Here is a 21,507-nt window from a genome sequence, read left to right as displayed (position 1 = left end):
GATGTCCACGCCGTCGGACGCAATCCAAAGGCGGGCTCAGAGCCCGTTTTCGCGATCCGCCAGTGGAAATCAAGCAAGCAGGGCGCAGGCGGGGCCCGTAACCTCGCCTGTCCGACGCTATTTCGCCTCGGTGCCGGGGGTCCGGCCGGGCAATTCGCCGGGCTTGATCACCGGCATCGACCCGCTCTGATCGGGCTTCACCACCGTGCCGGTGGCATCGCCCGGCGGCTTGATGACCCCGTCGTTCTTCTGGAGCTTGTCCGAGAGGGATTGATCATTCGGCGGGGCGTCGGCGCTGGGACGGACCCTGTCCGGCGGCGTCTGGGTCGCCGGGGGGAGGGCGGGATCGCTGTCCTGCTTGCGCAGGGGAGCGTCCGGGTTCTGGGCCAGCGCCACCCCGCCGGTCAGCAGCACCGCAAGGGCGGCGGCAGGCACTTTGGAGAGACGAAACAGGCTCGGCAACGCGGCCTCCATGGTCGAGTACGAAGTCCCGACGAAACAGGTGGCAGCCCAAACCGTTCCGATCTCCGGCCCGAAACGCCTTCAGCCGACGCGCGCCAGATCCAGGTAAAGCTCGCGCAGGCGCTTGGTCAGCGGGCCGGGCTTGCCCTCGCCGATGGCGCGGCCGTCGATCTCGACCACCGGCATCACGAAGGAGGAAGCGCTGGTGTAGAACGCCTCGGCGGCCTCAAGGGCCTCGGCGACGGGAATCAGCCGCTCCTCGATGGTCAGGTCGGCCTCGGCGGCGAGCTTCAGCACGCTGGCGCGGGTGATGCCCGGCAGCAGGGCGGTGGAAAGCGGGCGCGTCACAAGCTTGCGGTCGCGGCTGACGATGAAGGCGGTGGAGGAAGACCCCTCCGTGATCGCCCCGTCCTCGACCATCCAGGCCTCGGAGACGCCGGCCTCGACGGCCTGCTGCTTCGCCAGCACCTGCGCCAAGAGGGCGACCGACTTGATGTCCCGGCGCTTCCAGCGAAGATCCTCGACCGTGATGACCCGCGCGCCCTTCTCGGCCAGCGGGTTGGCGGCGACCGTCTTGGCCTGGGTGAACATCATCACCGTGGGCGGCGTGTCCGCCGAGGGGTAGGCGAAATCGCGCTCGGCCACGCCGCGCGTGACCTGCATGTAGACTAGCCCCTCGGTGACGCCGTTGCGCTCAACGAGTTCGGTCTGCAACTTTTCCCACTCGGCCGAATCGTGCGGATTGCGGATGCCGATCTCGCCGAGGGACCGGTCGAGCCGGGCCAGATGCGCCGCGTTGTCCACGAGGCGCCCGTCCAGGATGGCGGACACCTCGTAGATGCCGTCCGCGAAGAGAAAGCCGCGATCCATGATCGGCACCTTCGCCTGCTCGAAGGGCAGGAACTCGCCGTTCAGGTAGACGATGCGGGACGCGCTCACGGCGGTTTCCTCAAGCTCGGACGATGGAACGGGTGGTGCGGGATTCGTGCCGGCCGATCAAGCCTTGCCGAAGACCCGCTCGAAGATCGTGTCGACGTGCTTGAAGTGATAGCCGAGGTCGAAGCATTCCTCGATCTGCTCCGGCGTCAGAGCCTTGGTCACTTCTGCGTCGTTCTTGAGCAGCGTGAGGAAGTCTCCCTCGCCGCGCCAAACCGGCATCGCGTTGCGCTGGACCAGCCGGTACGAATCCTCGCGGGAGACGCCGGCCTGGGTGAGCGCCAGCAGCACCCGCTGCGAATGGACGAGGCCGCCGAGGCGGTCGAGGTTACGCTGCATGTTCGCCGGATAGACGAGCAGCTTTTCGATGACGCCGGTCATCCGCGCCAGGGCGAAATCGAGGGTCACAGTGGCGTCCGGGCCGATCATCCGCTCGACGGAGGAGTGGGAGATGTCGCGCTCGTGCCAGAGGGCGACGTTCTCCATGGCCGGGTTCACGTAGCTGCGCACCATGCGGGCAAGGCCGGTGATGTTCTCGGTGAGCACCGGGTTGCGCTTGTGCGGCATGGCCGAGGAGCCCTTCTGGCCCTCGGAGAAATACTCCTCCGCTTCCAGCACTTCTGTGCGCTGCAGATGGCGGATCTCGATGGCGAGTCGCTCCAGCGACGAGGCGACGACGCCCAGCACCGCGAAGAACATGGCGTGGCGGTCGCGCGGGATGACCTGCGTCGAGACCGGCTCCGGCGTGAGCCCCATCTTGCGTGAGACGTATTCCTCGACGCGCGGGTCGATGTTGGCGAAGGTGCCCACCGCCCCGGAGATGGCGCAGGTCGCGATCTCCTCGCGCGCTGCCACGAGCCGGGCGCGGTTGCGGGCGAACTCGGCATAGGCCTGGGCGAGCTTGAGGCCGAACGTCACCGGCTCGGCATGGATGCCGTGCGAGCGGCCGATGGTCGGCGTCATCTTGTGCTCCTGCGCCCGGTGCTTGAGGGCGTCGAGGAGGGCGTCCACGTCGGCGATCAGGATGTCGGCCGCGCGCACGAGCTGCACGTTCAGGCAGGTGTCCAGCACGTCCGAGGAGGTCATGCCCTGGTGGACGAAGCGCGCCTCCGGCCCGACGATCTCGGCGAGATGGGTGAGGAAGGCGATGACGTCGTGCTTCGTCACGGCCTCGATGGCGTCGATGCGCGCGACATCGAAGGTCGCATCGCGGCCCATCGCCCAGACCTTCTCGGCCGCGTCCTTCGGCACCACGCCGATCTCGGCCAGAGCGGTGGTCGCGTGGGCCTCGATCTCGAACCAGATCCGGAAACGCGACTCGGGCGACCAGATCGCGGTCATCGCGGGGCGGCTGTAGCGGGGGATCATCGATGCTGACTCGACCGTCGGGGAACGGTCGGCGGGTAGCACCGCCGGGCGTCGAGCTCAATGCGCGTCGATGCGGAGCAGTGCGGCGCGCGCTGCGCCCTCCGGGCTCGGCGCAGGCGAATAGGGAGTGGGGAGTGGCGAATAGGGAGTAGCGAATAGCGCATAGTGTCGGCGGGGAAGCGCGAAGGCTGGTGCCTGGTTCTATTCGCTATTCGCTACTCCCCTCACTCCACCCGCATCCAACCCGGCCCCATCAACCGCTCCTGCGGCTTGAACTTGGCCTTGTAGTCCATCTTGCGCGAGCCATCGACCCAATAGCCAAGATAGAGATACGGCAGGCCGAGCTGCTTCGCCCGGCGGATGTGGTCGAGGATCATGAAGGTGCCGGGGGAGCGCCCGGCCTCGGTCGGCTCGAAGAACGAGTAGACCATCGACAACCCGTCCGAGAGGACGTCGGTGAGGCACACGGCCATCGGGCCGCCCATGCCCCGCCCGGTGATCGCGGTGTCCGGCCCATGGCGGCGGTACACGACGAGATGGGTGTCGACGTGGCTGTCCTCGATCATCATGGCGTAATCGAGCATGGTCATGTCGATCATGCCGCCGTCGTCGTGCCGGGCGTTCAGGTAGCGCCGGAACAGGGCGTATTGGTCCGAGGCCGGGCGGTTCTGCTCCGGCGCGCCGACCAGATCGGCGTTGCGCGCCATCACCCGCTTCTGGCTGGCGCTCGGGACGAAATCGTCCACCACCACCCTCACCGAGACGCAGGCGCGGCAGGTCTCGCAGGCAGGGCGGTAGGCGATGGTCTGCGAGCGGCGGAAGCCGCCCTGCGTCAGGATCTCGTTCAGGTCGCGGGCCCGCCGCCCGACGAGATGCGTAAAGACTTTCCGCTCCTCATGGCCCGTCAGGTACGGGCACGGCGAGGGCGCGGTGAGGTAGAATTGCGGAGTATCGCGCGGATGGCTCGTCACGCTTCGTCGGAACCTCGGCCACGGCTGCTCACGCCGCGCTTCTCACCAATCTACAAGGGTCGCGGCCGGGCTCAATGGGCCAGAAGGCCATAGCACCCGCAAAATGCCGCGACGCTTGGCCCGCACTCTCCAAACCTTACCGCGCGTGGACCACCGCGAGGCCGAGGAGCAGATCATGCCCGAGGCGACGGTCGGAGCGGACCAGCCCGAAGGCCACGTCCACGCACCAGAGCAGGAAGGTCGAGACCGCCACGTAGAACAGCAAGGCGTGGACCGCCGCCGACACGATGTCGACCGGCGCGCCGCTCTCGGGCGCCACCACCCGCAGGCCCATCATCCGCTGGCCGAAGGTGCTCTGGCGCCGGCCGCCCACGGTGATCGCGCTGTAGATGATCCCGCTCGCGGGCAGCACCGCGAACAGCGTCCAGCCAAGGCCGAAGGTCACGATCCCGATCACCGTGATAGCCAGGGTCAGCAGGGCGGTGAAGCCGAGGATGAACAGGATGTCGAGCAGGTACGCGATGATGCGCGCACCAAGGCTCGCCCGCACGTAGGGGATGGGCAATCCCCCGGTGAAGGGTGCGGTGGCCGGACGGGCGGCGTAGTCGGTGCGGGAATCGTACATGGGAAGATCCTGCAAGCGGTGCAGCGACCGTTAGGTGGGCGCCGCCGCCGTCCGCCGCAAGGGCGGGCTCACGGCTGGCCGGGATCGGCGCGCGCCGCGTCGGGCGTATCGAGGTAGTAGCGCTGCAGCATGTGGAGGGCCGCGCCGGTGAGGGCGTTGCCGTCGGTGGCCACCTCCGTGAGCTTGGCCGCATTGTCGAAGCGGCAGACCATCCGGTGCTGGCGCGTGCCTTCGGCATAGTCCACGCGCACCGTTCCGGGGGCGGGACCGGACCCGGCCCCCAGAAAGCGGATGGCGGTGCCCCGGGCCACCGCCGGCAGGGCCCGGCGGCAGGTCGCCACGCGGTCCCGCCGCAGGGTGTCCTGGCAGGCCGCGAGCCCGCCGAGGAACCCAGCGACGATACCCCCGGCCACGAGCCAGCGATGCAGGACCTTCACGGAATGAGAGCCCGGCGTAGTTCCGTCAAAGGGCGCGCAGCTTCTCGGCCACGCGCGGCGCGTGGTAGGTCAGCACGCCGTCGGCGCCCGCGCGCTTGAAGGACAGCAGCGCCTCGACCATCGCCCGGTCTCCGTCGAGCCAGCCGTTGCGGGCGGCGGCCTCGATCATCGCGTACTCGCCGGACACCTGATAGGCGAAGGTCGGCACGCCGAACGTGTCGCGGACGCGGCGGATGATGTCGAGATACGGCATGCCCGGCTTCACCATCACCGAATCGGCTCCCTCCTCGAGGTCGAGGGCGACCTCGCGCAGGGCTTCGGCCGAGTTGCCGGGGTCCATCTGGTAGGTGCGCTTGTCGCCCACCAAAGCGGCCTTGGTGCCGATCGCGTCGCGGAACGGGCCGTAGAACGCGCTCGCGTATTTCGCGGCGTAGGCCATGATTTGGACGTCGAGGAAGCCCGCCTTGTCGAGGGCACGGCGAATGGCACCCACGCGCCCGTCCATCATGTCCGAGGGGGCGATGATGTCGGTACCGGCCTCGGCCTGGATCAGGCTCTGCTCCACGAGGACCGCCACCGTCTCGTCGTTGAGGATGGCGCCGTCCTTCATCAGCCCGTCATGGCCGTGGCTGGTGTAGGGGTCCAGGGCGACGTCGGTCACGATGCCGATTTCGGGGAATTCGCGCTTCACCGCCCGCACCGCGCGGCAGACGAGGTTCTTGGCGTTCAGCGCCTCCGACCCAACGGGATCGCGCAGGCTCACCTCGGTGAAGGGGAAGAAGGCGATGGCCGGGATGCCCAGGCGCACCGCGCGCTCGGCGTCGCGGACGATCTCGTCCACCGTCAGGCGCTCGACGCCCGGCATGGAGGCCACCGGCTCGCGCTTGTCCTCGCCCTCGATGACGAACATCGGCCAGATCAGGTCATCGACGGTGAGCGTGTGCTCGCGGACGAGGCGGCGCGACCATTCCGCCTTGCGGTTTCGGCGCGGACGCTGGGTGATGCCGAGGCTCCCGCTGCTCTTGTCCTCGCGGACGGCGGCATAGGCGAGGGGGCGGGGTTCCGGGATTCTGTCCGACATGCGCGCGGGTGTCCGGGCTCGAAGAGGCGGCCGCGCGGGAGGCTCCCGCGGGACGGCCGCGACAGGCAAGCGGAGGCGCTCGCCTGCCGCTGCGCCGGCCTAGCACGCCGGGCGGGACCGACCCAAGGGCCACGCGCAGGGCAGGGGTGCCGCACGTTGACGGCACGGCCCCGATGGGTTCAACCCGGCCGGGGGTGGGCGGTCGCATCGGGAGACGACGCAACGTGAACATCGAGCGGAGCCTGCGCGCGAGGGTTCGTCCATGCGCGGCCTGATCCCGCTGCGCAGCAAGCCGGTCAGGCCGGGAGGCCTGCTCGGAGACCGCATCGAGCGCGACGCGGCGCCCCAGCCCAGCACCTGGGACACGGCCCTCGTCTGGTTCATGCGGCTCACCGCGCTGGCATGGCTCGCCAAGGCGGTCTTCGCCTGGGCGACCATCCTTGACGTGCGCCCCGGCGCCCCGCCCTTCGAGGCCGAGCCGTTCGGCCGGCAGGCCGCCATCGTCTATTTCGCGGTGGTCGATGCCGTGGCCGCGAGCGGCCTGTGGCTCACCAGCGCCTGGGGCGGGGTGATCTGGCTGCTCGCCGTGACCTCCGGGCTGACGCTCGCCATCCTCACTCCGCAGCTCGTGCCGGTCTCGACGCCGCTCCTGATCTTCGGCGTCCTCGTCATGCTCATCTATTTCCTGCTCTCCTGGCTCGCCGCCAGGGAGGGGCATTGAGGCACCCGCACAGGATTGACGGAAGCTTATCGCAACCCTCGCAAGCTCGCGGAACGAGAGTGAACGAAATCTTCCTTTAATCCATTCAGTTTGTCTTTACTGACACAGGTAAATCGCGAATTCATCTTGCCGCTTAAATCGTCTTTCATTCCCAGCGGATAGCTTTGCCAACATAAGCGGTGACGGACCACACGATCACCGCAGGATCCGTCAGGGATTTCACCGATGAAGAGCCAGTCCGCCCGCACCCAGCCCGCCGCCTCCGAGGAGCCGGCTTCGCCGCACAACGCCTACCTCGAGGCGCTGCATCTCGTGGAGCGGCTGCACCGCCGCCTCCTCGACGTGATCAAGGACGAGTTCGAGCGGCGCGGCCGCGAGGACGTCAACAGCGTCCAGGCCCTGCTGCTCTACAACATCGGCGACAGCGAGCTGGCCGCCAGCGAACTCCGGACGCGGGGCTACTATCTCGGCTCCAACGTGTCCTACAACGTCAAGAAGCTCGTGGAGGCCGGCTACCTGCACCACGCCCGCTCCAAGACGGACCGGCGCTCGGTGCGGATCAGCCTGACCGACAAGGGGCGCCAGATCCACGACATCGTGCAGCAGCTCTACGACAAGCACTCGCGCACGATCGCCCCGATCGGCGGCATCTCGGACGACGATTTCGACCGTCTGAACCGCGCCCTCAGCCGCCTGGAGCGGTTCTGGACGGACCAGATCCGCTACCGCCTCTAAAGGTGGAGCAGGCCGGCGATGCCGGACACCACGGCGTAGGCGAAGCCCGCATTGATCGCCACGCCGAACAGGCCCACCGCGAGGCCCGCCAGCACGACGATCCCGTCGCGCTCCACGAGGCCGAGGCCGACGAGGCAGACCGCGAGCCCGAGCGGGATCTGCCCGATGAGCGGTGCCGCCACGATCAGCGCGAGGGCGAGCGCCAGAAGCGCCACGCCCATCCCGCGCATGCCGATGGCCGTCTCGAACACGCTGAGGCGCGGGCGCGACCAGCGCTCCAGCCGCCGCAGGACCGGCACGGCCCGCTTGACCGCGCGCTTCACGTCCGACTGCTTGATCGATTGGCCGAGCAGCCGCCGGGGCAACCACGGCGCCGACATGCCGGCCGCAATCTGAATGGCCACGAGCAGCAGCAGCAGACCGCAGACGAGCGGGATCGGCGGCGGCATCGGGAGGCAATTGGGCAGGCCCAGCAGCACGACGAGCAGGGCGAAAGCCCGGTCGCGCAGGACCGCCACGATGTCCGCTACCGTGAGACGCTCGCCTTCCTGGCTCGCGAGCACGGTGAGAACGTCCGAGGTGCGAGCACCGTAAGACACGTCCGGTCCAACCTTCACTGACTTGCGGCGGGCTCTATCCGAGATCGCCGCCTGCGCCAAGCCGCGCGGCGTCCCCCGACTTTTTTGCGCCCTCTCCGCGAACCTGACGTGCCGAATGGGACGGCGCAGTCTCACCTAGAGTCTCGTTCCGCAACCGCGCCGTTCTCAAGGTGAAAGCTGCAACCGCTCCTGCCCATTTGCGAGCGTTAATCACGCTTTTACCAAACACGCCGGGTCGCCTCGTCACGGTGCCCCGACAGGTTCTCCGTCAGGCGGCGTGTGTGCGTAAGTCTGCTCCATAGGCGATGGATCTCGGGCCTCGCATTGCTCAGCCTCACCGAAAGTGGCGTCGAGGCGAGCGATCTCGACGTGCTCCTGTTCGAGAGCCTGGATGCCGGCCAGTCGACCTTCTCCACCAGCGGCGCGAAGATCGGGCTCGGCGCCCTCGACAGGGACGGCCTGCTGGCACTGGTCGCCATCGGCGACGGTGTCCGCCTCGAACGATGGCGGTGCGGCTGCGGCGCGCGTGCCACGGTCCTGTCGTTCTCGGCCGAAGCCTCGGCGCAACTCGGCTACCAATGGGCCCTGCCGCAGGGCGTCGTCGCCACCTTCGCCGGATTCGAGACCCGGTTCGACGGCGCGCGGGGCATCCGCCACGGGATGCGGCTGCAGGCCGAGGCGTGGCTTCGGCCAGATGGGGACACCCTCGTCCACGCGGTGACGGTCGCCGGCACGGCGTACAACAGCGTCTGGACCCGCATCGCCTGGGGCTACCGCCTCTGGGACACGTATCTCGGGCCGGAGGGCAGCGCCTATCTCGACGCCACCGGCTACGGGAAGGTCGCCCTCGGCTTCCACGCCACGGACTTCGTGCTGAGGAACACCCACATCCGCCTCTCGACGGGGATGCAGTGGGAGGCGAACCGGACGCGGCCCGCCCCCTATTTCACGCTGACGACCTGGGCTTCGTTCTGATCCGCCGAGAGCGAATCCAGGAAGCGGGCGGCATCCTTGCGGATCTGCTGGCGGCGCGTGTCGTCCATGCCGGCCAGCGTGCGATAGGGCATCGCCATCCGCTGGTTGCCGGCCAGACGCTCCTCGTTCTCGATGAGGAAGTTCCAGTACAAGTAGTTGAACGGGCAGGCCGTCGGGCCGGTCTTGGCCTTCACATCGTAGGCGCAGTCCCGGCAATAATCCGACATGCGGTCGATATAGGCGCCGGAGGCGGCATAGGGCTTCGAGCCCATGACACCGCCATCGGCCCAGAGCACCATGCCGTGGACGTTCGGCAATTCGACCCATTCGTAGGCGTCGGCGAAGACGACGAGGTACCATTCCTCCACCTGCGCCGGATCGAGCCCGGCGATGAGCGCGAAGTTGCCCGTCACCATCAGCCGCTGGATGTGGTGGGCATAGGCATGGGAGCGGGTCTGGTCCACGACCTGCCGGATGCAGTGCAGGTCCGTCTCGCCCGACCAGTAGAACCACGGCAGCGGGCGGCTCGCGGCGAGGGCATTCGTCTCGGCGTAGGCCGGCATCCGCGCCCAGTAGAGCCCGCGCACATATTCGCGCCAGCCGAGGATCTGGCGGATGAAGCCCTCTGCGCAATGCAGCGGCACCGCGCCTTCGTGATGGGCACGCTCGGCGGCCCGGCATACCTCCTCGGCGGTGAGCAGGCCGGCATTGAGGGCCGGCGAGATCAGCGCATGATAGAGGAACGGCTCGTTGCCCTTCATCGCGTCCTGATAGTCGCCGAAGGTCGGCAGGCATTCGGCGAGGAAGTGCTTGAGCGAGGCGAGCGCATCCGCCCGCGTCACCGGCCAGGAGAAGGCGGCGAGGTCGCCGAAATGGTCGGGAAACTCCTGCTCGACCAGGGCGATGGCCTCACGGGTGATCGCGTCCGGCTGGAAGCCGATCCGGTCGGGCAGGCGGTGGCCCTTCGGAAGGCGCTTGCGGTTCTCCGCATCGAAGTTCCAGCGACCGCCCAGGGGCTCGCCGCCCTCCATCAGCAGGCCGGTGCGCTTGCGCATCCCCCGGTAGAAGGTCTCCATCCGCAGGTGGTGACGCCCCTCGGCCCAGCGGGCGAAATCCTCGCGGGGGCACAGGAAGCGGTTGTCCGCCCGGATCTCCACCGGCACCGTTAGGCTGTCGCGCCAGCCCTGCATCATCTCCCAGACCCGCCACTCGCCGGGCTCCGTCACCACGATCCGCGCGATGCCGTGGCGGGTGAGCGCCCGCTCCAGTTCCCCGGTGAAGCTGCCGGTGTTCCCCGCATCGGTGAGGCGGACGTAATCGACCTCCGCGCCCTCCGCGCGCAACTCCTCGGCGAAGTGGCGCATGGCGGCGAACAGGAAGGCGATCTTCTGCTTGTGGTGGCGGACATAGGTCGCCTCGTCCCTCACCTCGACGAGGAGGACGACGTCTTCGTCGGTGTCGAGGTCGGTGAGGCTGGAGACCCGGCGGTTCAATTGGTCACCGAGGACGAGGCGCAGGACCCGGCCCTCTCGGGGCTTCTCGCGCGCTGGACGGCTGGCCACATGTCCTCCCGGTCGCCGGGGCGACGCTGATGTTCCCACAGGGGTCGCGCCCAGGATAAAGCCGGCCTATGACCTCCGGTACCGGCAGCGCCCGGCCTTCCCGGCATCACGACGTCGCAGGCTTTCCATGAAATTCGCCTTTGCGGGCATCGATTTCCTCGGTGGCGTGTTCGAGGCCCTGATCGAAGCCAACTGGACCCCGGTGAAGCTGTTCACCCGACCCTGCGACGGCATCTACGATCATAACGAGGTGGTCGTCGCCCGCGCCCGGGCCGCGCGGATTCCGATTCAGCTGTCGAAGATCCAGCAGGGCGACCTCGACGCGCTGCACGCCGCGCACGGACGCGATTGGGCTCTGGTGGTGGCCGGTTATCCTTGGTTGGTGCGCGGCTGGCGCGGCCGGGCGAACTACGCCCTCAACCTTCACCCGTCGCCGCTCCCCATCGGGCGCGGGCCCTATCCGTTGTTCCGCGCGGTCCTCGACGGCTACGAGACCTGGGGCGTGACGGCCCATGTCCTGGCCGAGAACGGCTTCGACACCGGCGACATCCTCGCCCAGGAGATCTTCGCGATCGGCGCGGGCGAATCGCACGAGACCCTCTTGGCGAAATGCCAGATGGCGGCCCGGCGCCTTGCCGCCGGACCCCTCGCACGCGACCTGCCGAACCGCTGGAAACGCGCCGAGCCGCAGGGCGACGGCTCCTACTGGGCGCGGGCGACGGATGCCGACCGGACCCTCGACTTCCGCCAGGATGTCGAGGCGATTCTCCGGCGGGTGCGCGCCTTCGGCACCGTGGAGACCATCGCACGAATCGGCGACATGCGCGCCTTCATCGCCCAGGCCGATGGCTGGGTGGAGGCGCACGGCCACATCCCGGGGACCGTCGTTCATCGCCATCGCCGTCATCTCGTGGTGGCGGCGCGCAACGGCTACATCCAGATCCTGCGCTGGTCGCCGGCCTCGCAGGTGGAGGCGGCCCAGATCGGACGCTGAGCCGGCGCCATATCTTCCCGCGGCCTGGGGCGCGTGAAGCCGGCTTCCGTTTCCTTCCGGCCTGTTTTAAAGCGTCACCCAAGTCGCTCGGCCGGTCCGGGCTAGCTTAATTCGTGATGTCACGCGCTGTGGTCCGCTCCTCTTGGGTGTGCCGCTGGGGGGAGCGCACGCCATGACGCAAAAGCCCGACGAACAATCCGTCGCGGCCGAGGCGATCATCGTCTTTGGGATGGCGATCATCGTGGGTGCCTGCTTCTTCGAGTGGCTGGTGATCTCGCCCGACCATCCCGGCTACGCGCTGTTGCGCGTCCTCGCTGCGAGCCTTGTCGCGACGCTGGTGACGACGCTGCTGCCCGTGGACTGAGGACGCCTCATTTTTGGCTGGACAGGTCCGGGCCAAGGGCCTAATTCCCATAACCGCGCGGGCGTAGTTCAGTGGTAGAACGTCAGCTTCCCAAGCTGAATGTCGTCGGTTCGATCCCGATCGCCCGCTCCAATCCTCTGCCTTAAGAATCAGTCATTTTCATCGCCGAGCCGCCTCCGGCGGCCTGCTGGATGTCTGGTGCGCCGCTCCGATAGCGGCCGAAGGACGGCCTCACCCTCTCCATGCCCCTCGGCACCCTCCTCGGCCCCGCGCCGGGCGAGGCCGACCCGCTCTGGCGTGCCGGGCGTGCTTTTTGTGGCTTTCAGCCTCTACACAAGTCGGTGAGCGGCGAGGTCCACCTGTTTTTTGACCGTTGTGTGGGATTGGTTGGCACCAAGTTTGCGATGCCTCCCTGCGTGCGGCCGGCCAGTGGGTCGGAGATCCCGCACGGAGAGGAGTCTGAGGATGAGCAAAGGGTCGATCGACCGTCGCGGGGCGCTGAAGCTGGCGCTCTCGGCTGCAGCTGGCACCGTCGCCATGCCGTTCGTCTCGCGCACCGGCCTCGCCGCAGAGCCGATCAAGCTTGGAAGCCTGCTGGACGGAACCGGAGCCCTCGGCCTCGAAGGCAAGCGGATGATCGAGACGACGGAATACACCGTCGATCTGCTCAACAAGGCTGGCGGCCTCCTTGGGCGGCCGATCCAGCTCATCGCCTACGACACACAATCCTCGATGCAGCTCTACACCCAATATGCGCAGCAGCTCGCGCTCAAGGACAAGGTCGACGTCATCCAGGGGGGCATCACCTCCGCCTCGCGGGAGGCGATCCGGCCGATCTTCGGGCGGTCCAAGACCCTGTACTTCTACAACACGCAGTACGAGGGCGGCGTCTGCGACCGCAACGTGTTCTGCACCGGCTCGACCCCGGCCCAGACCGTCAATCACATCGTCGATTATGCCCTGAAGAACTGGGGCAAGAAGGCTTACGTCATCGCGGCCGATTACAATTACGGGCACATCACCGCGAGCTGGATGACGAAGTTCATGAAGGACGGGGGTGGCTCGGTCCTCGGAACCGACTTCTTCCCCCTCGACGTCACGAACTTCTCCTCGGCCATCAGCCGCATCCAGCAGGCCCAGCCCGATCTCGTCCTGTCCGCCCTGGTCGGCGCCAACCATTCCGGCTTCTACCGGCAATGGGATGCCGCCGGCATGAAGTCCAAGATCCCGGTGGGATCGAGCGTGTTCGGCCTCGGCGACGAACTCACCACGATGGCCCCCTCGACCACGAACGGGATCGTCACCTGCTACGGCTGGTACAACAACCTCGACACGCCCGCGACCAAGGCCTTCGTCTCCGGGATGCAGGCGAAGTTCGGCGCGGACGTGACCGACCTGAGCGAGCTCGATACCGCCACCTATGAGGGCATCATGCTCTGGGCCGAGGCGGTGAAGAAGGCCGGCTCGATCGAGCGCGACAAGGTCACCGCCGCCCTGGAGAGCGGCCTCTCCATCGATTCGCCGACCGGAAAGGTCACGATGGACGGGGCGACCCACCACACGATCCGCAACACCTATCTGGCCGAGCCCGAGAACCGGAAGTGGAAGATCCTCGCGACCTTCCCGGATTCCTTCCCGGCCGACACCGGCGGCGCCTGCGATCTCATCAAGAATCCGCGCACCAACAAGCAGTTCACCCCGGATCTCAAGGGCTGAGCGCGATGGATCTCGTCGGCCTGCTCGCGTTCAACGTCCTCACCGGCATCGCCACCCTGATCCTGATCACGCTCGGGCTCGGCGTGATCTACGGGATGATGCGCATCATCAACCTCGCCCACGGCGAGTTCATGATGCTCGGCGCCTACACGGCGGTCATGGCGACCGGGGCGGGGGTGAACATCTGGATCGCCATGCTCGTCCTGCCGCCCCTCGTGGTCGGGCTGATCGGGCTGATCCTGGAGCGCACCGTCATCCGCTTCCTCTACGGGCGGATGATGGACACGATGCTCGCCACCTGGGGCATCAGCCTCGGGCTGATCGGGCTCGTCACCACCCTCTACGGCAACGTGGTGCGCGGGGTCTCGACCCCCGTCGGCAGCTTCGACATCGGCCGCTACGGGGCGAGCCTGTACAGCCTCGTCATCCTCGTGACGGCGTTGTCCGCCCTGGCGGCGATGTTCCTGCTGCTGCGGTTCACCAAGTTCGGGCTGATCCTGCGGGCGACCATGCAGAACCCGCGCATGGCGGCGGCCCTCGGGGTGCAGCCCAGCCGGATCTACATGGCGACCTTCGCCCTCGGGGCGGCGCTCGCGGGCCTCGCGGGGGGCGTGCTGGCACCGATTTCCGGCGTCTCGCCGGCCATGGGGGCGGCCTACATCGCCCGCGCCTTCATCACCGTGCTCGGCGGCGGCCCGGCCATCATCACCGGCACCGGTCTCGCCTCCACCCTGTTCGGGTCCATCAACGAACTCGTGTCGTTCAAGACCACGCCGGTCATCGGCGACGTCGCCCTCCTGACCGCCGCGATCCTGCTGATCCGCGTCCTCCCGCAAGGCATCACCGGCCGCTACCTGAGGCGCAGCCTATGAACTCCGCTTTCCCCTCGAACCGGGCCTCCGCCCTCGGGTTCCTCGCGACGCTGGCCCTCGGCCTCGCCATCCTGTTCGGGGCGCCGCACGTCCTCGACACGTTCGGCCTCGTCCAATGCACCGGCTTCGCGGCGCTGGCGATGTTCGGCCTCTCGCAGGGCTTCGTCTGGGGCTTCGCGGGGGTGATGTCCTTCGGGCAGGCCGCCTTCCTCGGGCTCGGCGGCTATGCCTACGCCGTCTCGGTGATCAACATGGGCGACAGCAGCATCCCGGTGCTGCTGTCGATCCTGGTGCCGATGGCCTTCGCCGGGCTGCTCGGCTACTTCATGTTCTACGGCCGCATCAGCGACGCCTATATCGGCGTCATCACGCTCACCGTGTCGGTGATCCTGTTCCAGCTCGTGAACGCCACCTCCGGCAGCCAGTACCGGATCGGCGCGGCGGAACTCGGCGGGTTCAACGGCATCCCGGCGATCCCGGCTCTCAACGCCCCAGGCCGTCCCGACGAGCCCCTCGACCTGGAGGGCGTCTGGTATGCCGCCATGGGGGCGCTGATCCTCGTCTACGCGTTCCTGCGGGCGGTGCTCGCCGCCCGCCTCGGCCGGGTGATCGTGGCGATCCGCGAGAACGAAACCCGGGCGCAGCTCATCGGCTACGATCCGCGGCTCTACAAGCTCATCGCCTTCATGCTCGCAGCGGGCGTCGCGGGCCTGGCGGGCTGCCTCTACGCCAATTGGGGCGGCTTCATCAGCCCGACCGTGTTCGCGCTGCCGATGTCGGCCCAAGTCATCATCTACGTGCTGGTGGGCGGGCTCGGCACCCTGGTCGGCCCGATGCTCGGCGCCGTGCTGATCCAGGCGCTGATCATCGCCGCCGGGAGCCAGAACCTAATCGATTCCAACCTCGGCCTCGGGCTCGTGCTGGTCGGCTTCGTCCTGCTCGTGCCCCAGGGGTTGCTGCCGGTGGCGCGGGGCGCGGCCCTGCGCCTCGTGGAGCGCGTCCGCGCGCCACGGCCGGGCAAGGCGGCCGACACCCTCGTCACGGAGAGCGCGCGATGACATCCTCCGGCGCATCCCTCCGCCCGCTCATCGCGGCGCGCGGCGTCACCATGCGCTTCGGCGGCGTCACCGCCGTGGCGGACGTGGACTTCACCCTCGGCGAGGTCGAGCTGCGCTGCCTCATCGGCCCGAACGGCGCCGGCAAGAGCACGTTCTTCAAGATCCTCACCGGGCAGCTGAAGCCGAGCGAGGGCAGGATCCGCCTGCGCGACACCGACATCACCGGCGCCGAGCCCCATGCGATCGCGCGCCTCGGCGTCGGGATCAAGACGCAGGTGCCCAACGTCTTCAACGGCCTCACGGTCCACGAGAACGTCTTCGTCGCCGCCGGGCGGCGCAAGTCCGCCGCCCGCACCCGCGCCATCGTCGAGGAGACCCTGACGCGCCTCTCCCTCACGGGAATCGCCGGGCGGATCGTCGGCCAGCTCGCGCATGGGCAGCGGCAATGGGTGGAGATCGCCACCGTGCTCGCCCAGGAGCCGGAACTGATCCTCCTCGACGAGCCCGCCGCCGGCATGACCCATGATGAGGTCCACCGCACGGCGGAGTTGATCCGCGAGATCAACCGCACCCATGCCCTCATCGTCGTGGAGCACGACATGCCCTTCATCCGCATGATCGCGAAGACCGTCACGGTGTTCAACCAGGGCCGCATCCTCGTGGAGGACACGGTGGACAAGGTGCTGGCCGATCCCCGCGTGCGGGATGTCTATCTCGGCAAGCAGGCGGCCTGACATGGTGGCCGCCGCTCCGCCGCTCCTGTCCGTCGAGGGCCTGCATTCCGGCTACGGGCGCATCCCGATCCTCGACGGCGTGACCCTCTCCGTGCGGGCGGGCGAGTTCGTGGGCATCCTCGGCCATAACGGCATGGGCAAGACCACGCTGCTGCGGACCCTCATGGGCTACCTGCCGGCCACGGCGGGCCAAGTCCGCTTCGAGGGCGCCGACATCACCCGGCGCAGCCCCACCACGCGGGCGCAATTGGGCCTCGGCTACGTGCCGCAGGGGCGCGAGATCTTCCCCGCGCTGAGTGTCCACGAGAACCTGCGCATGGGCTGCCTCCTCGCCAAGCGCGGCGAGGACGAGACCATCGCCGACATCCTCACCACCTTCCCCCGCCTGAAGGCCTATCTCAACCGGCCGGGCGGCGCCCTGTCGGGGGGCGAGCAGCAACTCTTGGCGCTGGCCCGCTGCCTGTGCGGCGACCCGCGCATCCTCCTCCTCGACGAGCCGACCGAGGGCATCCAGCCCTCGATCATCGAGGAGATCATCGAGACGTTGCAGCGGATCGGGCGCGAGCGCGGCATCGCCCTGCTCCTCGTGGAGCAGAACCTGAACTGCATCGCCGGGCTCTCCGAGCGGATCCTGATCCTCCAGAAGGGCACGATCACCCGCGAGGTGCCCCCCGAGGTCGCCCGCGACCGCGCCCTGATCGACGAGTTCGTCGGCATGGCCTGACAGGCCCGGCCGTCGCATCCCCCGAACCAACCCAAACCCGGAGCCCCGTGATGGACGCCGCCGAGACCGATGCGCTCGCCCTTTCCGATCTGCTTGTGGAGATGACCGTCGCCGACGCCCAGGCGGCCTTCGCCCGGGGCGTGACCGCCGAGGCCTTGGCCCGCGCGTTCCTCGCGCGGATCGAGACCTACAACCCCCGCTACAATGCCCTGATCTTCTTCAACCCCAACGCCCTTGACGAGGCGCGGGCGATCGATGCCCGCCGGGCCTCCGGCGAGGCCTTGGGGCCGCTCGCGGGCGTGCCGGTCGTCATCAAGGACACGATGGACGTCGCCGGGCTGCCGAGCACGGGGGGCTGGCATTTCCTGTGCTCGAAGGCCGGCGGCACCGACCTGATCCCCGGCACCGATGCGCCCGTGGTGGCTCGGATGCGGGCGGCGGGCTGCGTCATCCTCGGCAAGACCAACGTGCCGGTGCTGAGCGCCACGGGCAGCCACGCCAACGACAGCTGGGCCGGGCCGACCCTGAACGCCATGGCGCCGGACCTCCTGCCCGGCGGATCGAGCGCGGGCACCGCGACCGCGGTGGCCGCGAGCCTCGCGGTGCTGGGCCTCGCCGAGGAGACCGGCGGGTCGATCCAGAACCCGGCCTCCGCGCAGGGTCTCGTCGGCATCAAGCCGACCTTCGCCCTGGTGCCCAATGCGGGGGTGATCCCGCTCGCCGGCAGCACCCGCGACGTGGTGGGGCCGATCGCCCGCTGCGTGCGCGACGCCGCGCTTACCCTGGATGCCCTGGCGGGCTACACCGCCGCCGATCCCAAGACCGTGGCCGGCATCGGCCGCCGTCCGAAGGGCGGCTACGCCTCCAAGCTGTCCGAGACCGCCCTGCGGGGGAAGCGGCTCGGTCTCTACGGGCCGGGCTGGCGCGACCGGCCGCTCTCGGCGGAGACGACCGCCCTCTATGAGCGGGCGCAGGGGGAGATCGCGGCGCGCGGCGCCACCCTGGTCGCCGACCCCTTCGCCGGCAGCGGCTTCGCCGCGATCGGCCAGCCGGTGCCGGGCCTCGACCATTACGATGCCCGCGGCATCGAGAGCGTGCTCTTCGATCTGCAGGCGTATCTGCAGCGGCTCGGCCCGGACGCCTCCCTGCGGACGCTCGCGGAGTTCACCGCCGCCACCAAGGCCGAGGATCCCTTCGCCAGGGGCGGCGTCCTCGACTGGATGAACGATGTCCCGTCCTTCGCGCCCTGCCTCACTAACCCGCTCTCGCCCCCGGACCTGTCGGACTTCCTGGCCGCGCGGGAGGGATACCTCGACCTCTTCGCGGCGGTGATGGACGAGCATCGCCTCGACGCCCTGGTCTTCCCGCAGATGCGCGACACCCTCCCGTCCCTGCACGGGACGGAGACGATCCATGAGACGACCGTCTGCGAGATCAACATCGCGGGCCTGCCCGGCGTGGTGATGCCCGCCGGCACCTTCGCCTCGGGGGCGCCCTTCTGCCTGATCTTCGTCGGGCCGCTCTGGAGCGAGGCCGACCTCCTGGCGCTCGCCTACGATTACGAACAGGCGACGCGCCACCGCACCGCGCCGGCCCTGTCGGCCTAAAGACCCTAGGCGCCGGGCAACGCGGCCTCGTCCCGCCGGAGCCCGACGCCGCTGAGTTGCTGCGCGAACATGGCGCGCAGCAACGCTTCCATCTGCGCGGCCGCCGCCTCGATGGAGAGGCCGTCCTGCCGGATGTTGGAGATGCAGTTGCGCCGGGAATCCGGCAGGCCGGGCTCCGGCGCGAAGGTGACGTAGCAGCCGAGGCTGTCCGAGGCCGAGAGGCCCGGCCGCTCGCCGATCAGCACCACCACCGCCCGCGCCTGCAGCCGCGCGCCCACGGGATCGCCGAGCGCCACCCGCGCCTGGGTCGCGACGACGATCGGCGCGAGGTTCCAGCCGGCCCGCTTCGCCCGCGCCGCCAGCGCCGCCGCCGTCGGCACCGCGTTGAGGGCGACCGCCGTCGCGGAGAGCCCGTCCGCGATGACGATGGCGAGATCGAAGCCCCGTCCCGCGTCGCCGAGGACGGCGTCGCCATCGGGATGGAGCGTGCGGCCTTTGTCCGGGCGGCGCAGGTATTCCGCCCTGTCGGCGACGTTGGAGCGGACCTCGACCGACGCGAGCCCCTGCGCCGTCAGTGCCTCGCGGATCGCCGCCGGATCGAGGGGCGTCCACACCGCCTCGCGGGCGCGGGCATGGTCGAGGCCGAAGGCCAGGGAGGCGGCGGTGGGCCAGCCGGCGCCGTGGGCGCCCAGCGCGATCCGCGCCTGGGTGAGGGAGCGCAGGTCCCGCAGGGAGGGGGGCCGGCTCATGCGGCCTTCCCCGGCAGGAGGCGGGAGGCTTCCGCGAAAGCGCCCGGCAGTTCCCCCGCGCCGCCGCGCAGGTATCCCCGCGCATCGGTGACCCCGACATCCCTGAGCCACGCCTCGAATTCCGGGGCCGGCGCCCGTCCGAGGGTCTGCCGCGCGAAGACGGCATCGTGGTGGGAGAGGGACTGGTAGTTCAGCATCACGTCGTCCGCCCCCGGCACGGTGATGACGAAGTTCGCCCCCGCCGCACAGAGCAGGGTGAGGAGCGCGTCCATGTCCTCGCCGTCGGCGTCGGCATGGTTGGTGTAGCAGACGTCCACCCCCATCGGCAGGCCGAGGAGCTTGCCGCAGAAATGGTCCTCCAGCCCGGCGCGGATGATCTGCTTGCCGTCATAGAGGTATTCCGGCCCGATGAACCCGACCACCGTGTTGACGAGGAGCGGATCGAACTCCCGCGCCACGGCGTAGGCGCGGGCCTCCATCGTCTGCTGATCGACGCCCCAATGGGCATCCGCCGAGAGGGCCGAGCCCTGGCCGGTCTCGAAGTACATGAACTGCCCGTCCGCCGGGCAGCGGCCCAGCGCCCGCCCCGCCTGCGTGGCCTCGCGCAGGACGGCGAGATCGACCCCGAACCCGGCATTGGCCTTCTGCGAGCCGGCCACCGACTGGAACACCAGATCGACCGGTGCCCCCCGCCCCATCGCCTCGATCGCCACGGTGACGTGGCCGAGGCAGCAATGCTGCGTCGGCACGTTGAGGCGCAGGCGCAGGGTTTCCAGCAACTCCACGATGCGGATGTAGTCGGGCAGCGAGTCGGTGGCGGGGTTCACGCCGATCACCGCATCGCCCGAGCCCATCAGCAGCCCGTCGAGGGCCGAGACGAGGATGCCTTCCGAGGAATCCGTCGGATGGTTCGGCTGGTTGCGGGTCGAGAGGCGCCCCGGCAGCCCGATGGTCGAGCGGAAGCGCGTCACCACCGGCCGCTTGGCGGCGATGGCCACGAGGTCCTGAAGGCGGCAGATCTTCGAGACGGCCGCCACCATCTCCGGTGTCAGGCCGGGCGAGAGGGCGGCGAGCACCGGCCCGTCCGCCTCGGTGCGGAGCAGCCATTCCCGGAACGCGCCGACGGTGAGCGAGGCGACCGGCGCGAAGGCCGCGCGGTCGTGCCGCCGGGCGATGAGGTCCGAGACCTCGTCCTCCTCGGAGGGGATCAGTTCCTGCTCGAGGAAGGTCTTGAGGGGCAGGTCGGCCAGCGCGATCTGCGCGGCCAGCCGCTCCACGGGCCCCTCGGCGGCGATGCCGGCGAGTTGGTCGCCCGAGCGCTCGGGCGTCGCCTTGGCCATCAGGCTCTTCAGGTCGGGGAAGGTGAAGCGCGTCCCTTCGATCGTCGTCGCATACGCCATGGCGAAGCCTCCGCGCGGCCGGTCCGGATCAGATGTCGCGATCCCGCAGGATCGCCAGGGCCGCACCGTGCAGCGCGGGCGTCGCGGCGGCCAGGACGCGGCCATCCGAGTCGAGCGTCAGGGCGGCCCCGTCCCAATCGGTGACGATGCCGCCGGCGGCTTCGATCACCGGGACGAGGGCGAGATAATCGTAAGGGTGGAGCCCGGTCTCGGCGACGAGATCGCAATGGCCCGAGGCCAGCAGGCCGTAGGCATAACAATCGCCGCAGAAGCGGCGGATGCCGACCCGGCTCACGAGGCGGCGGTAGCGCGCCTCGTCTGCCCCCGTGAAGCCATCGGGCGTGGTGGTGAAGAACCGCGCCTCCGCGAGCGTGCCGCAGCCGCTGGCCCGGGCGGGGGCACCGCCGAACAGGGCCTGTCCGGGTCGGCCGGTCCAGCGCTCGCCCAGCGCCGGCATGTCGATGACGCCGACGACCGGGCGCCCGCCGTCGATGAGGGCGATCAGGGTGCCGAACAGCGGCAGGCCGGTCACGAAGCTCTTGGTGCCGTCGATCGGGTCGATGACCCAGACCGGCCCGTCGCCGGGCTTCAGGCCCATCTCCTCGCCGAGGATGCCGTGGGCGGGGAAGCGGGCCTCGATGCGCGCCCGGAGGAGGGCTTCGATGGCCCGGTCGGCCTGCGTGACCGGGCTCGCATCCGCCTTCGCGACGACATCGAGGGCGGTGCGGAAGTAGCGCATGGCCACGGGCCGCGCCGAGTCGGCGAGGTCTTCCGCGAAGGCCAGCAATTCGGCGGGCGAGGGGAGGGCGGCCATGCT

23 protein-coding genes and 1 tRNA gene are annotated in these 21,507 nt (G+C 69.2%); 12 read left to right on the top strand and 12 right to left on the bottom strand.

Annotated features, from left to right (window positions below; translation table 11 throughout):
• Window positions 1-117: 117 nt before the first annotated feature.
• From ACXJ1Y_RS10430 to hemB, 7 genes are all read right to left on the bottom strand, one after another.
• On the bottom strand, window positions 118-474 hold the full coding sequence (locus ACXJ1Y_RS10430; protein WP_463849938.1) for a hypothetical protein: 357 nt from the start codon (window positions 472-474) through the stop codon (window positions 118-120).
• 69 nt (window positions 475-543) lie between these two features.
• Window positions 544-1,401: a D-amino-acid transaminase gene (locus tag ACXJ1Y_RS10425; RefSeq protein ID WP_463849937.1), complete on the bottom strand. Its 858-nt coding sequence runs from the start codon at window positions 1,399-1,401 to the stop codon at window positions 544-546.
• Between the two features lie 57 nt (window positions 1,402-1,458).
• Window positions 1,459-2,766 carry an adenylosuccinate lyase gene (gene purB / locus ACXJ1Y_RS10420; protein ID WP_463849936.1) on the bottom strand — a complete coding sequence of 436 codons (1,308 nt, stop codon included), beginning with the start codon at window positions 2,764-2,766 and terminating at the stop codon, window positions 1,459-1,461.
• Window positions 2,767-2,990: 224 nt separating this feature from the next.
• A complete protein-coding gene (locus ACXJ1Y_RS10415; RefSeq protein WP_463849935.1) occupies window positions 2,991-3,737 on the bottom strand; it encodes an arginyltransferase in 747 nt (248 codons plus the stop codon).
• A 136-nt stretch (window positions 3,738-3,873) separates the two neighbouring features.
• Window positions 3,874-4,362, bottom strand: a complete 489-nt coding sequence (locus ACXJ1Y_RS10410; RefSeq protein WP_463849934.1) for an RDD family protein — start codon at window positions 4,360-4,362, stop codon at window positions 3,874-3,876.
• Between the two features lie 68 nt (window positions 4,363-4,430).
• On the bottom strand, window positions 4,431-4,799 hold the full coding sequence (locus ACXJ1Y_RS10405) for a hypothetical protein (RefSeq protein ID WP_463849933.1): 369 nt from the start codon (window positions 4,797-4,799) through the stop codon (window positions 4,431-4,433).
• Between the two features lie 25 nt (window positions 4,800-4,824).
• Window positions 4,825-5,880, bottom strand: coding sequence for a porphobilinogen synthase (hemB, locus tag ACXJ1Y_RS10400; RefSeq protein WP_463849932.1), 1,056 nt, complete (start codon window positions 5,878-5,880; stop codon window positions 4,825-4,827).
• 262 nt (window positions 5,881-6,142) lie between these two features.
• On the opposite strand from hemB, the gene ACXJ1Y_RS10395 reads away from it, so the two are divergent.
• Window positions 6,143-6,601 carry a DUF6163 family protein gene (locus tag ACXJ1Y_RS10395; RefSeq protein WP_463849931.1) on the top strand — a complete coding sequence of 153 codons (459 nt, stop codon included), beginning with the start codon at window positions 6,143-6,145 and terminating at the stop codon, window positions 6,599-6,601.
• A 225-nt stretch (window positions 6,602-6,826) separates the two neighbouring features.
• Window positions 6,827-7,336, top strand: a complete 510-nt coding sequence (gene ldtR / locus ACXJ1Y_RS10390; protein WP_342164735.1) for a transcriptional regulator LdtR — start codon at window positions 6,827-6,829, stop codon at window positions 7,334-7,336.
• On the opposite strand, the gene ACXJ1Y_RS10385 is transcribed toward ldtR, so the two are convergent.
• Window positions 7,333-7,935, bottom strand: a complete 603-nt coding sequence (locus ACXJ1Y_RS10385) for an exopolysaccharide biosynthesis protein (protein ID WP_313898722.1) — start codon at window positions 7,933-7,935, stop codon at window positions 7,333-7,335. The two genes, ldtR and ACXJ1Y_RS10385, sit on opposite strands and share 4 nt — an antisense overlap.
• Before the next feature lie 324 nt (window positions 7,936-8,259).
• On the opposite strand from ACXJ1Y_RS10385, the gene bcsS reads away from it, so the two are divergent.
• Complete coding sequence (gene bcsS, locus ACXJ1Y_RS10380; protein ID WP_463849930.1) at window positions 8,260-8,910, top strand: cellulose biosynthesis protein BcsS; 651 nt, start codon at window positions 8,260-8,262, stop codon at window positions 8,908-8,910.
• Here bcsS and ACXJ1Y_RS10375 read toward each other — a convergent pair.
• On the bottom strand, window positions 8,877-10,472 hold the full coding sequence (locus tag ACXJ1Y_RS10375) for a cryptochrome/photolyase family protein (protein WP_463849929.1): 1,596 nt from the start codon (window positions 10,470-10,472) through the stop codon (window positions 8,877-8,879). The two genes, bcsS and ACXJ1Y_RS10375, sit on opposite strands and share 34 nt — an antisense overlap.
• A gap of 127 nt (window positions 10,473-10,599) precedes the next feature.
• Here ACXJ1Y_RS10375 and ACXJ1Y_RS10370 point away from each other — a divergent pair, with 127 nt between their 5' ends.
• The 9 genes from ACXJ1Y_RS10370 (at window position 10,600) to ACXJ1Y_RS10330 (ending at window position 18,541) form a co-directional block, all read left to right on the top strand.
• A complete protein-coding gene (locus ACXJ1Y_RS10370) occupies window positions 10,600-11,466 on the top strand; it encodes a formyltransferase family protein (protein WP_463849928.1) in 867 nt (288 codons plus the stop codon).
• Between the two features lie 172 nt (window positions 11,467-11,638).
• Window positions 11,639-11,830: a hypothetical protein gene (locus ACXJ1Y_RS10365; RefSeq protein WP_463849927.1), complete on the top strand. Its 192-nt coding sequence runs from the start codon at window positions 11,639-11,641 to the stop codon at window positions 11,828-11,830.
• Window positions 11,831-11,887: 57 nt separating this feature from the next.
• Window positions 11,888-11,962 (top strand) — tRNA-Gly (locus ACXJ1Y_RS10360).
• Between the two features lie 333 nt (window positions 11,963-12,295).
• The gene (locus tag ACXJ1Y_RS10355) at window positions 12,296-13,546 is read left to right on the top strand and encodes an urea ABC transporter substrate-binding protein (RefSeq protein ID WP_463849926.1); all 1,251 of its coding nucleotides are present in this window, start codon (window positions 12,296-12,298) and stop codon (window positions 13,544-13,546) included.
• Window positions 13,547-13,551: 5 nt separating this feature from the next.
• The gene (locus ACXJ1Y_RS10350) at window positions 13,552-14,418 is read left to right on the top strand and encodes a branched-chain amino acid ABC transporter permease (RefSeq protein ID WP_463849925.1); all 867 of its coding nucleotides are present in this window, start codon (window positions 13,552-13,554) and stop codon (window positions 14,416-14,418) included.
• On the top strand, window positions 14,415-15,476 hold the full coding sequence (locus tag ACXJ1Y_RS10345) for an ABC transporter permease subunit (RefSeq protein ID WP_463849924.1): 1,062 nt from the start codon (window positions 14,415-14,417) through the stop codon (window positions 15,474-15,476). The genes ACXJ1Y_RS10350 and ACXJ1Y_RS10345 overlap by 4 nt, the downstream gene beginning before the upstream one ends.
• Window positions 15,473-16,210 (top strand): ATP-binding cassette domain-containing protein, encoded by a 738-nt coding sequence (locus ACXJ1Y_RS10340; protein WP_463849923.1) that lies wholly within the window; start codon window positions 15,473-15,475, stop codon window positions 16,208-16,210. The genes ACXJ1Y_RS10345 and ACXJ1Y_RS10340 overlap by 4 nt, the downstream gene beginning before the upstream one ends.
• Window position 16,211: 1 nt before the next feature.
• On the top strand, window positions 16,212-16,934 hold the full coding sequence (locus ACXJ1Y_RS10335; RefSeq protein WP_463849922.1) for an ABC transporter ATP-binding protein: 723 nt from the start codon (window positions 16,212-16,214) through the stop codon (window positions 16,932-16,934).
• A 50-nt stretch (window positions 16,935-16,984) separates the two neighbouring features.
• A complete protein-coding gene (locus ACXJ1Y_RS10330) occupies window positions 16,985-18,541 on the top strand; it encodes an amidase (protein WP_463849921.1) in 1,557 nt (518 codons plus the stop codon).
• Window positions 18,542-18,546: 5 nt separating this feature from the next.
• Here the strand turns inward: ACXJ1Y_RS10330 and eutC are convergent, their stop codons facing one another.
• Genes eutC through hisN form a run of 3 tightly spaced genes read right to left on the bottom strand, consistent with a single transcriptional unit; the run spans window position 18,547 to window position 21,504 of the window.
• Window positions 18,547-19,290, bottom strand: coding sequence for an ethanolamine ammonia-lyase subunit EutC (eutC, locus tag ACXJ1Y_RS10325; protein WP_463849920.1), 744 nt, complete (start codon window positions 19,288-19,290; stop codon window positions 18,547-18,549).
• Entirely contained in the window at window positions 19,287-20,690 is a 1,404-nt protein-coding gene (locus tag ACXJ1Y_RS10320) for an ethanolamine ammonia-lyase subunit EutB (RefSeq protein ID WP_463849919.1), read from the bottom strand. Before ACXJ1Y_RS10320 ends, eutC begins: the two co-directional genes overlap by 4 nt.
• Before the next feature lie 28 nt (window positions 20,691-20,718).
• The gene (gene hisN, locus ACXJ1Y_RS10315; protein ID WP_463849918.1) at window positions 20,719-21,504 is read right to left on the bottom strand and encodes a histidinol-phosphatase; all 786 of its coding nucleotides are present in this window, start codon (window positions 21,502-21,504) and stop codon (window positions 20,719-20,721) included.
• Between the last annotated feature and the right edge of the window lie 3 nt (window positions 21,505-21,507).

The sequence above is a fragment of the Methylobacterium sp. TK26 genome (assembly GCF_055361565.1).
Note: the sequence above shows the minus strand (reverse complement) of the source record. Positions and strands in the feature narration are given on the sequence as shown.

Bases quoted from the DNA above. Each gene is read 5' to 3' on its own strand.
- ACXJ1Y_RS10355 (WP_463849926.1), top strand. From the start codon at position 12,296: ATGAGCAAAGGGTCGATCGACCGTCGCGGGGCGCTGAAGCTGGCGCTC.
- ACXJ1Y_RS10370 (WP_463849928.1), top strand. From the start codon at position 10,600: ATGAAATTCGCCTTTGCGGGCATCGATTTCCTCGGTGGCGTGTTCGAG.
- ACXJ1Y_RS10395 (WP_463849931.1), top strand. From the start codon at position 6,143: ATGCGCGGCCTGATCCCGCTGCGCAGCAAGCCGGTCAGGCCGGGAGGC.
- hisN (WP_463849918.1), bottom strand. From the start codon at position 21,504: ATGGCCGCCCTCCCCTCGCCCGCCGAATTGCTGGCCTTCGCGGAAGAC.
- ACXJ1Y_RS10350 (WP_463849925.1), top strand. From the start codon at position 13,552: ATGGATCTCGTCGGCCTGCTCGCGTTCAACGTCCTCACCGGCATCGCC.
- ACXJ1Y_RS10430 (WP_463849938.1), bottom strand. From the start codon at position 474: ATGGAGGCCGCGTTGCCGAGCCTGTTTCGTCTCTCCAAAGTGCCTGCC.
- hemB (WP_463849932.1), bottom strand. From the start codon at position 5,880: ATGTCGGACAGAATCCCGGAACCCCGCCCCCTCGCCTATGCCGCCGTC.
- purB (WP_463849936.1), bottom strand. From the start codon at position 2,766: ATGATCCCCCGCTACAGCCGCCCCGCGATGACCGCGATCTGGTCGCCC.
- eutC (WP_463849920.1), bottom strand. From the start codon at position 19,290: ATGAGCCGGCCCCCCTCCCTGCGGGACCTGCGCTCCCTCACCCAGGCG.
- ACXJ1Y_RS10330 (WP_463849921.1), top strand. From the start codon at position 16,985: ATGGACGCCGCCGAGACCGATGCGCTCGCCCTTTCCGATCTGCTTGTG.
- ACXJ1Y_RS10335 (WP_463849922.1), top strand. From the start codon at position 16,212: ATGGTGGCCGCCGCTCCGCCGCTCCTGTCCGTCGAGGGCCTGCATTCC.
- ACXJ1Y_RS10410 (WP_463849934.1), bottom strand. From the start codon at position 4,362: ATGTACGATTCCCGCACCGACTACGCCGCCCGTCCGGCCACCGCACCC.
- ACXJ1Y_RS10365 (WP_463849927.1), top strand. From the start codon at position 11,639: ATGACGCAAAAGCCCGACGAACAATCCGTCGCGGCCGAGGCGATCATC.
- ACXJ1Y_RS10345 (WP_463849924.1), top strand. From the start codon at position 14,415: ATGAACTCCGCTTTCCCCTCGAACCGGGCCTCCGCCCTCGGGTTCCTC.
- ldtR (WP_342164735.1), top strand. From the start codon at position 6,827: ATGAAGAGCCAGTCCGCCCGCACCCAGCCCGCCGCCTCCGAGGAGCCG.
- ACXJ1Y_RS10340 (WP_463849923.1), top strand. From the start codon at position 15,473: ATGACATCCTCCGGCGCATCCCTCCGCCCGCTCATCGCGGCGCGCGGC.
- ACXJ1Y_RS10320 (WP_463849919.1), bottom strand. From the start codon at position 20,690: ATGGCGTATGCGACGACGATCGAAGGGACGCGCTTCACCTTCCCCGAC.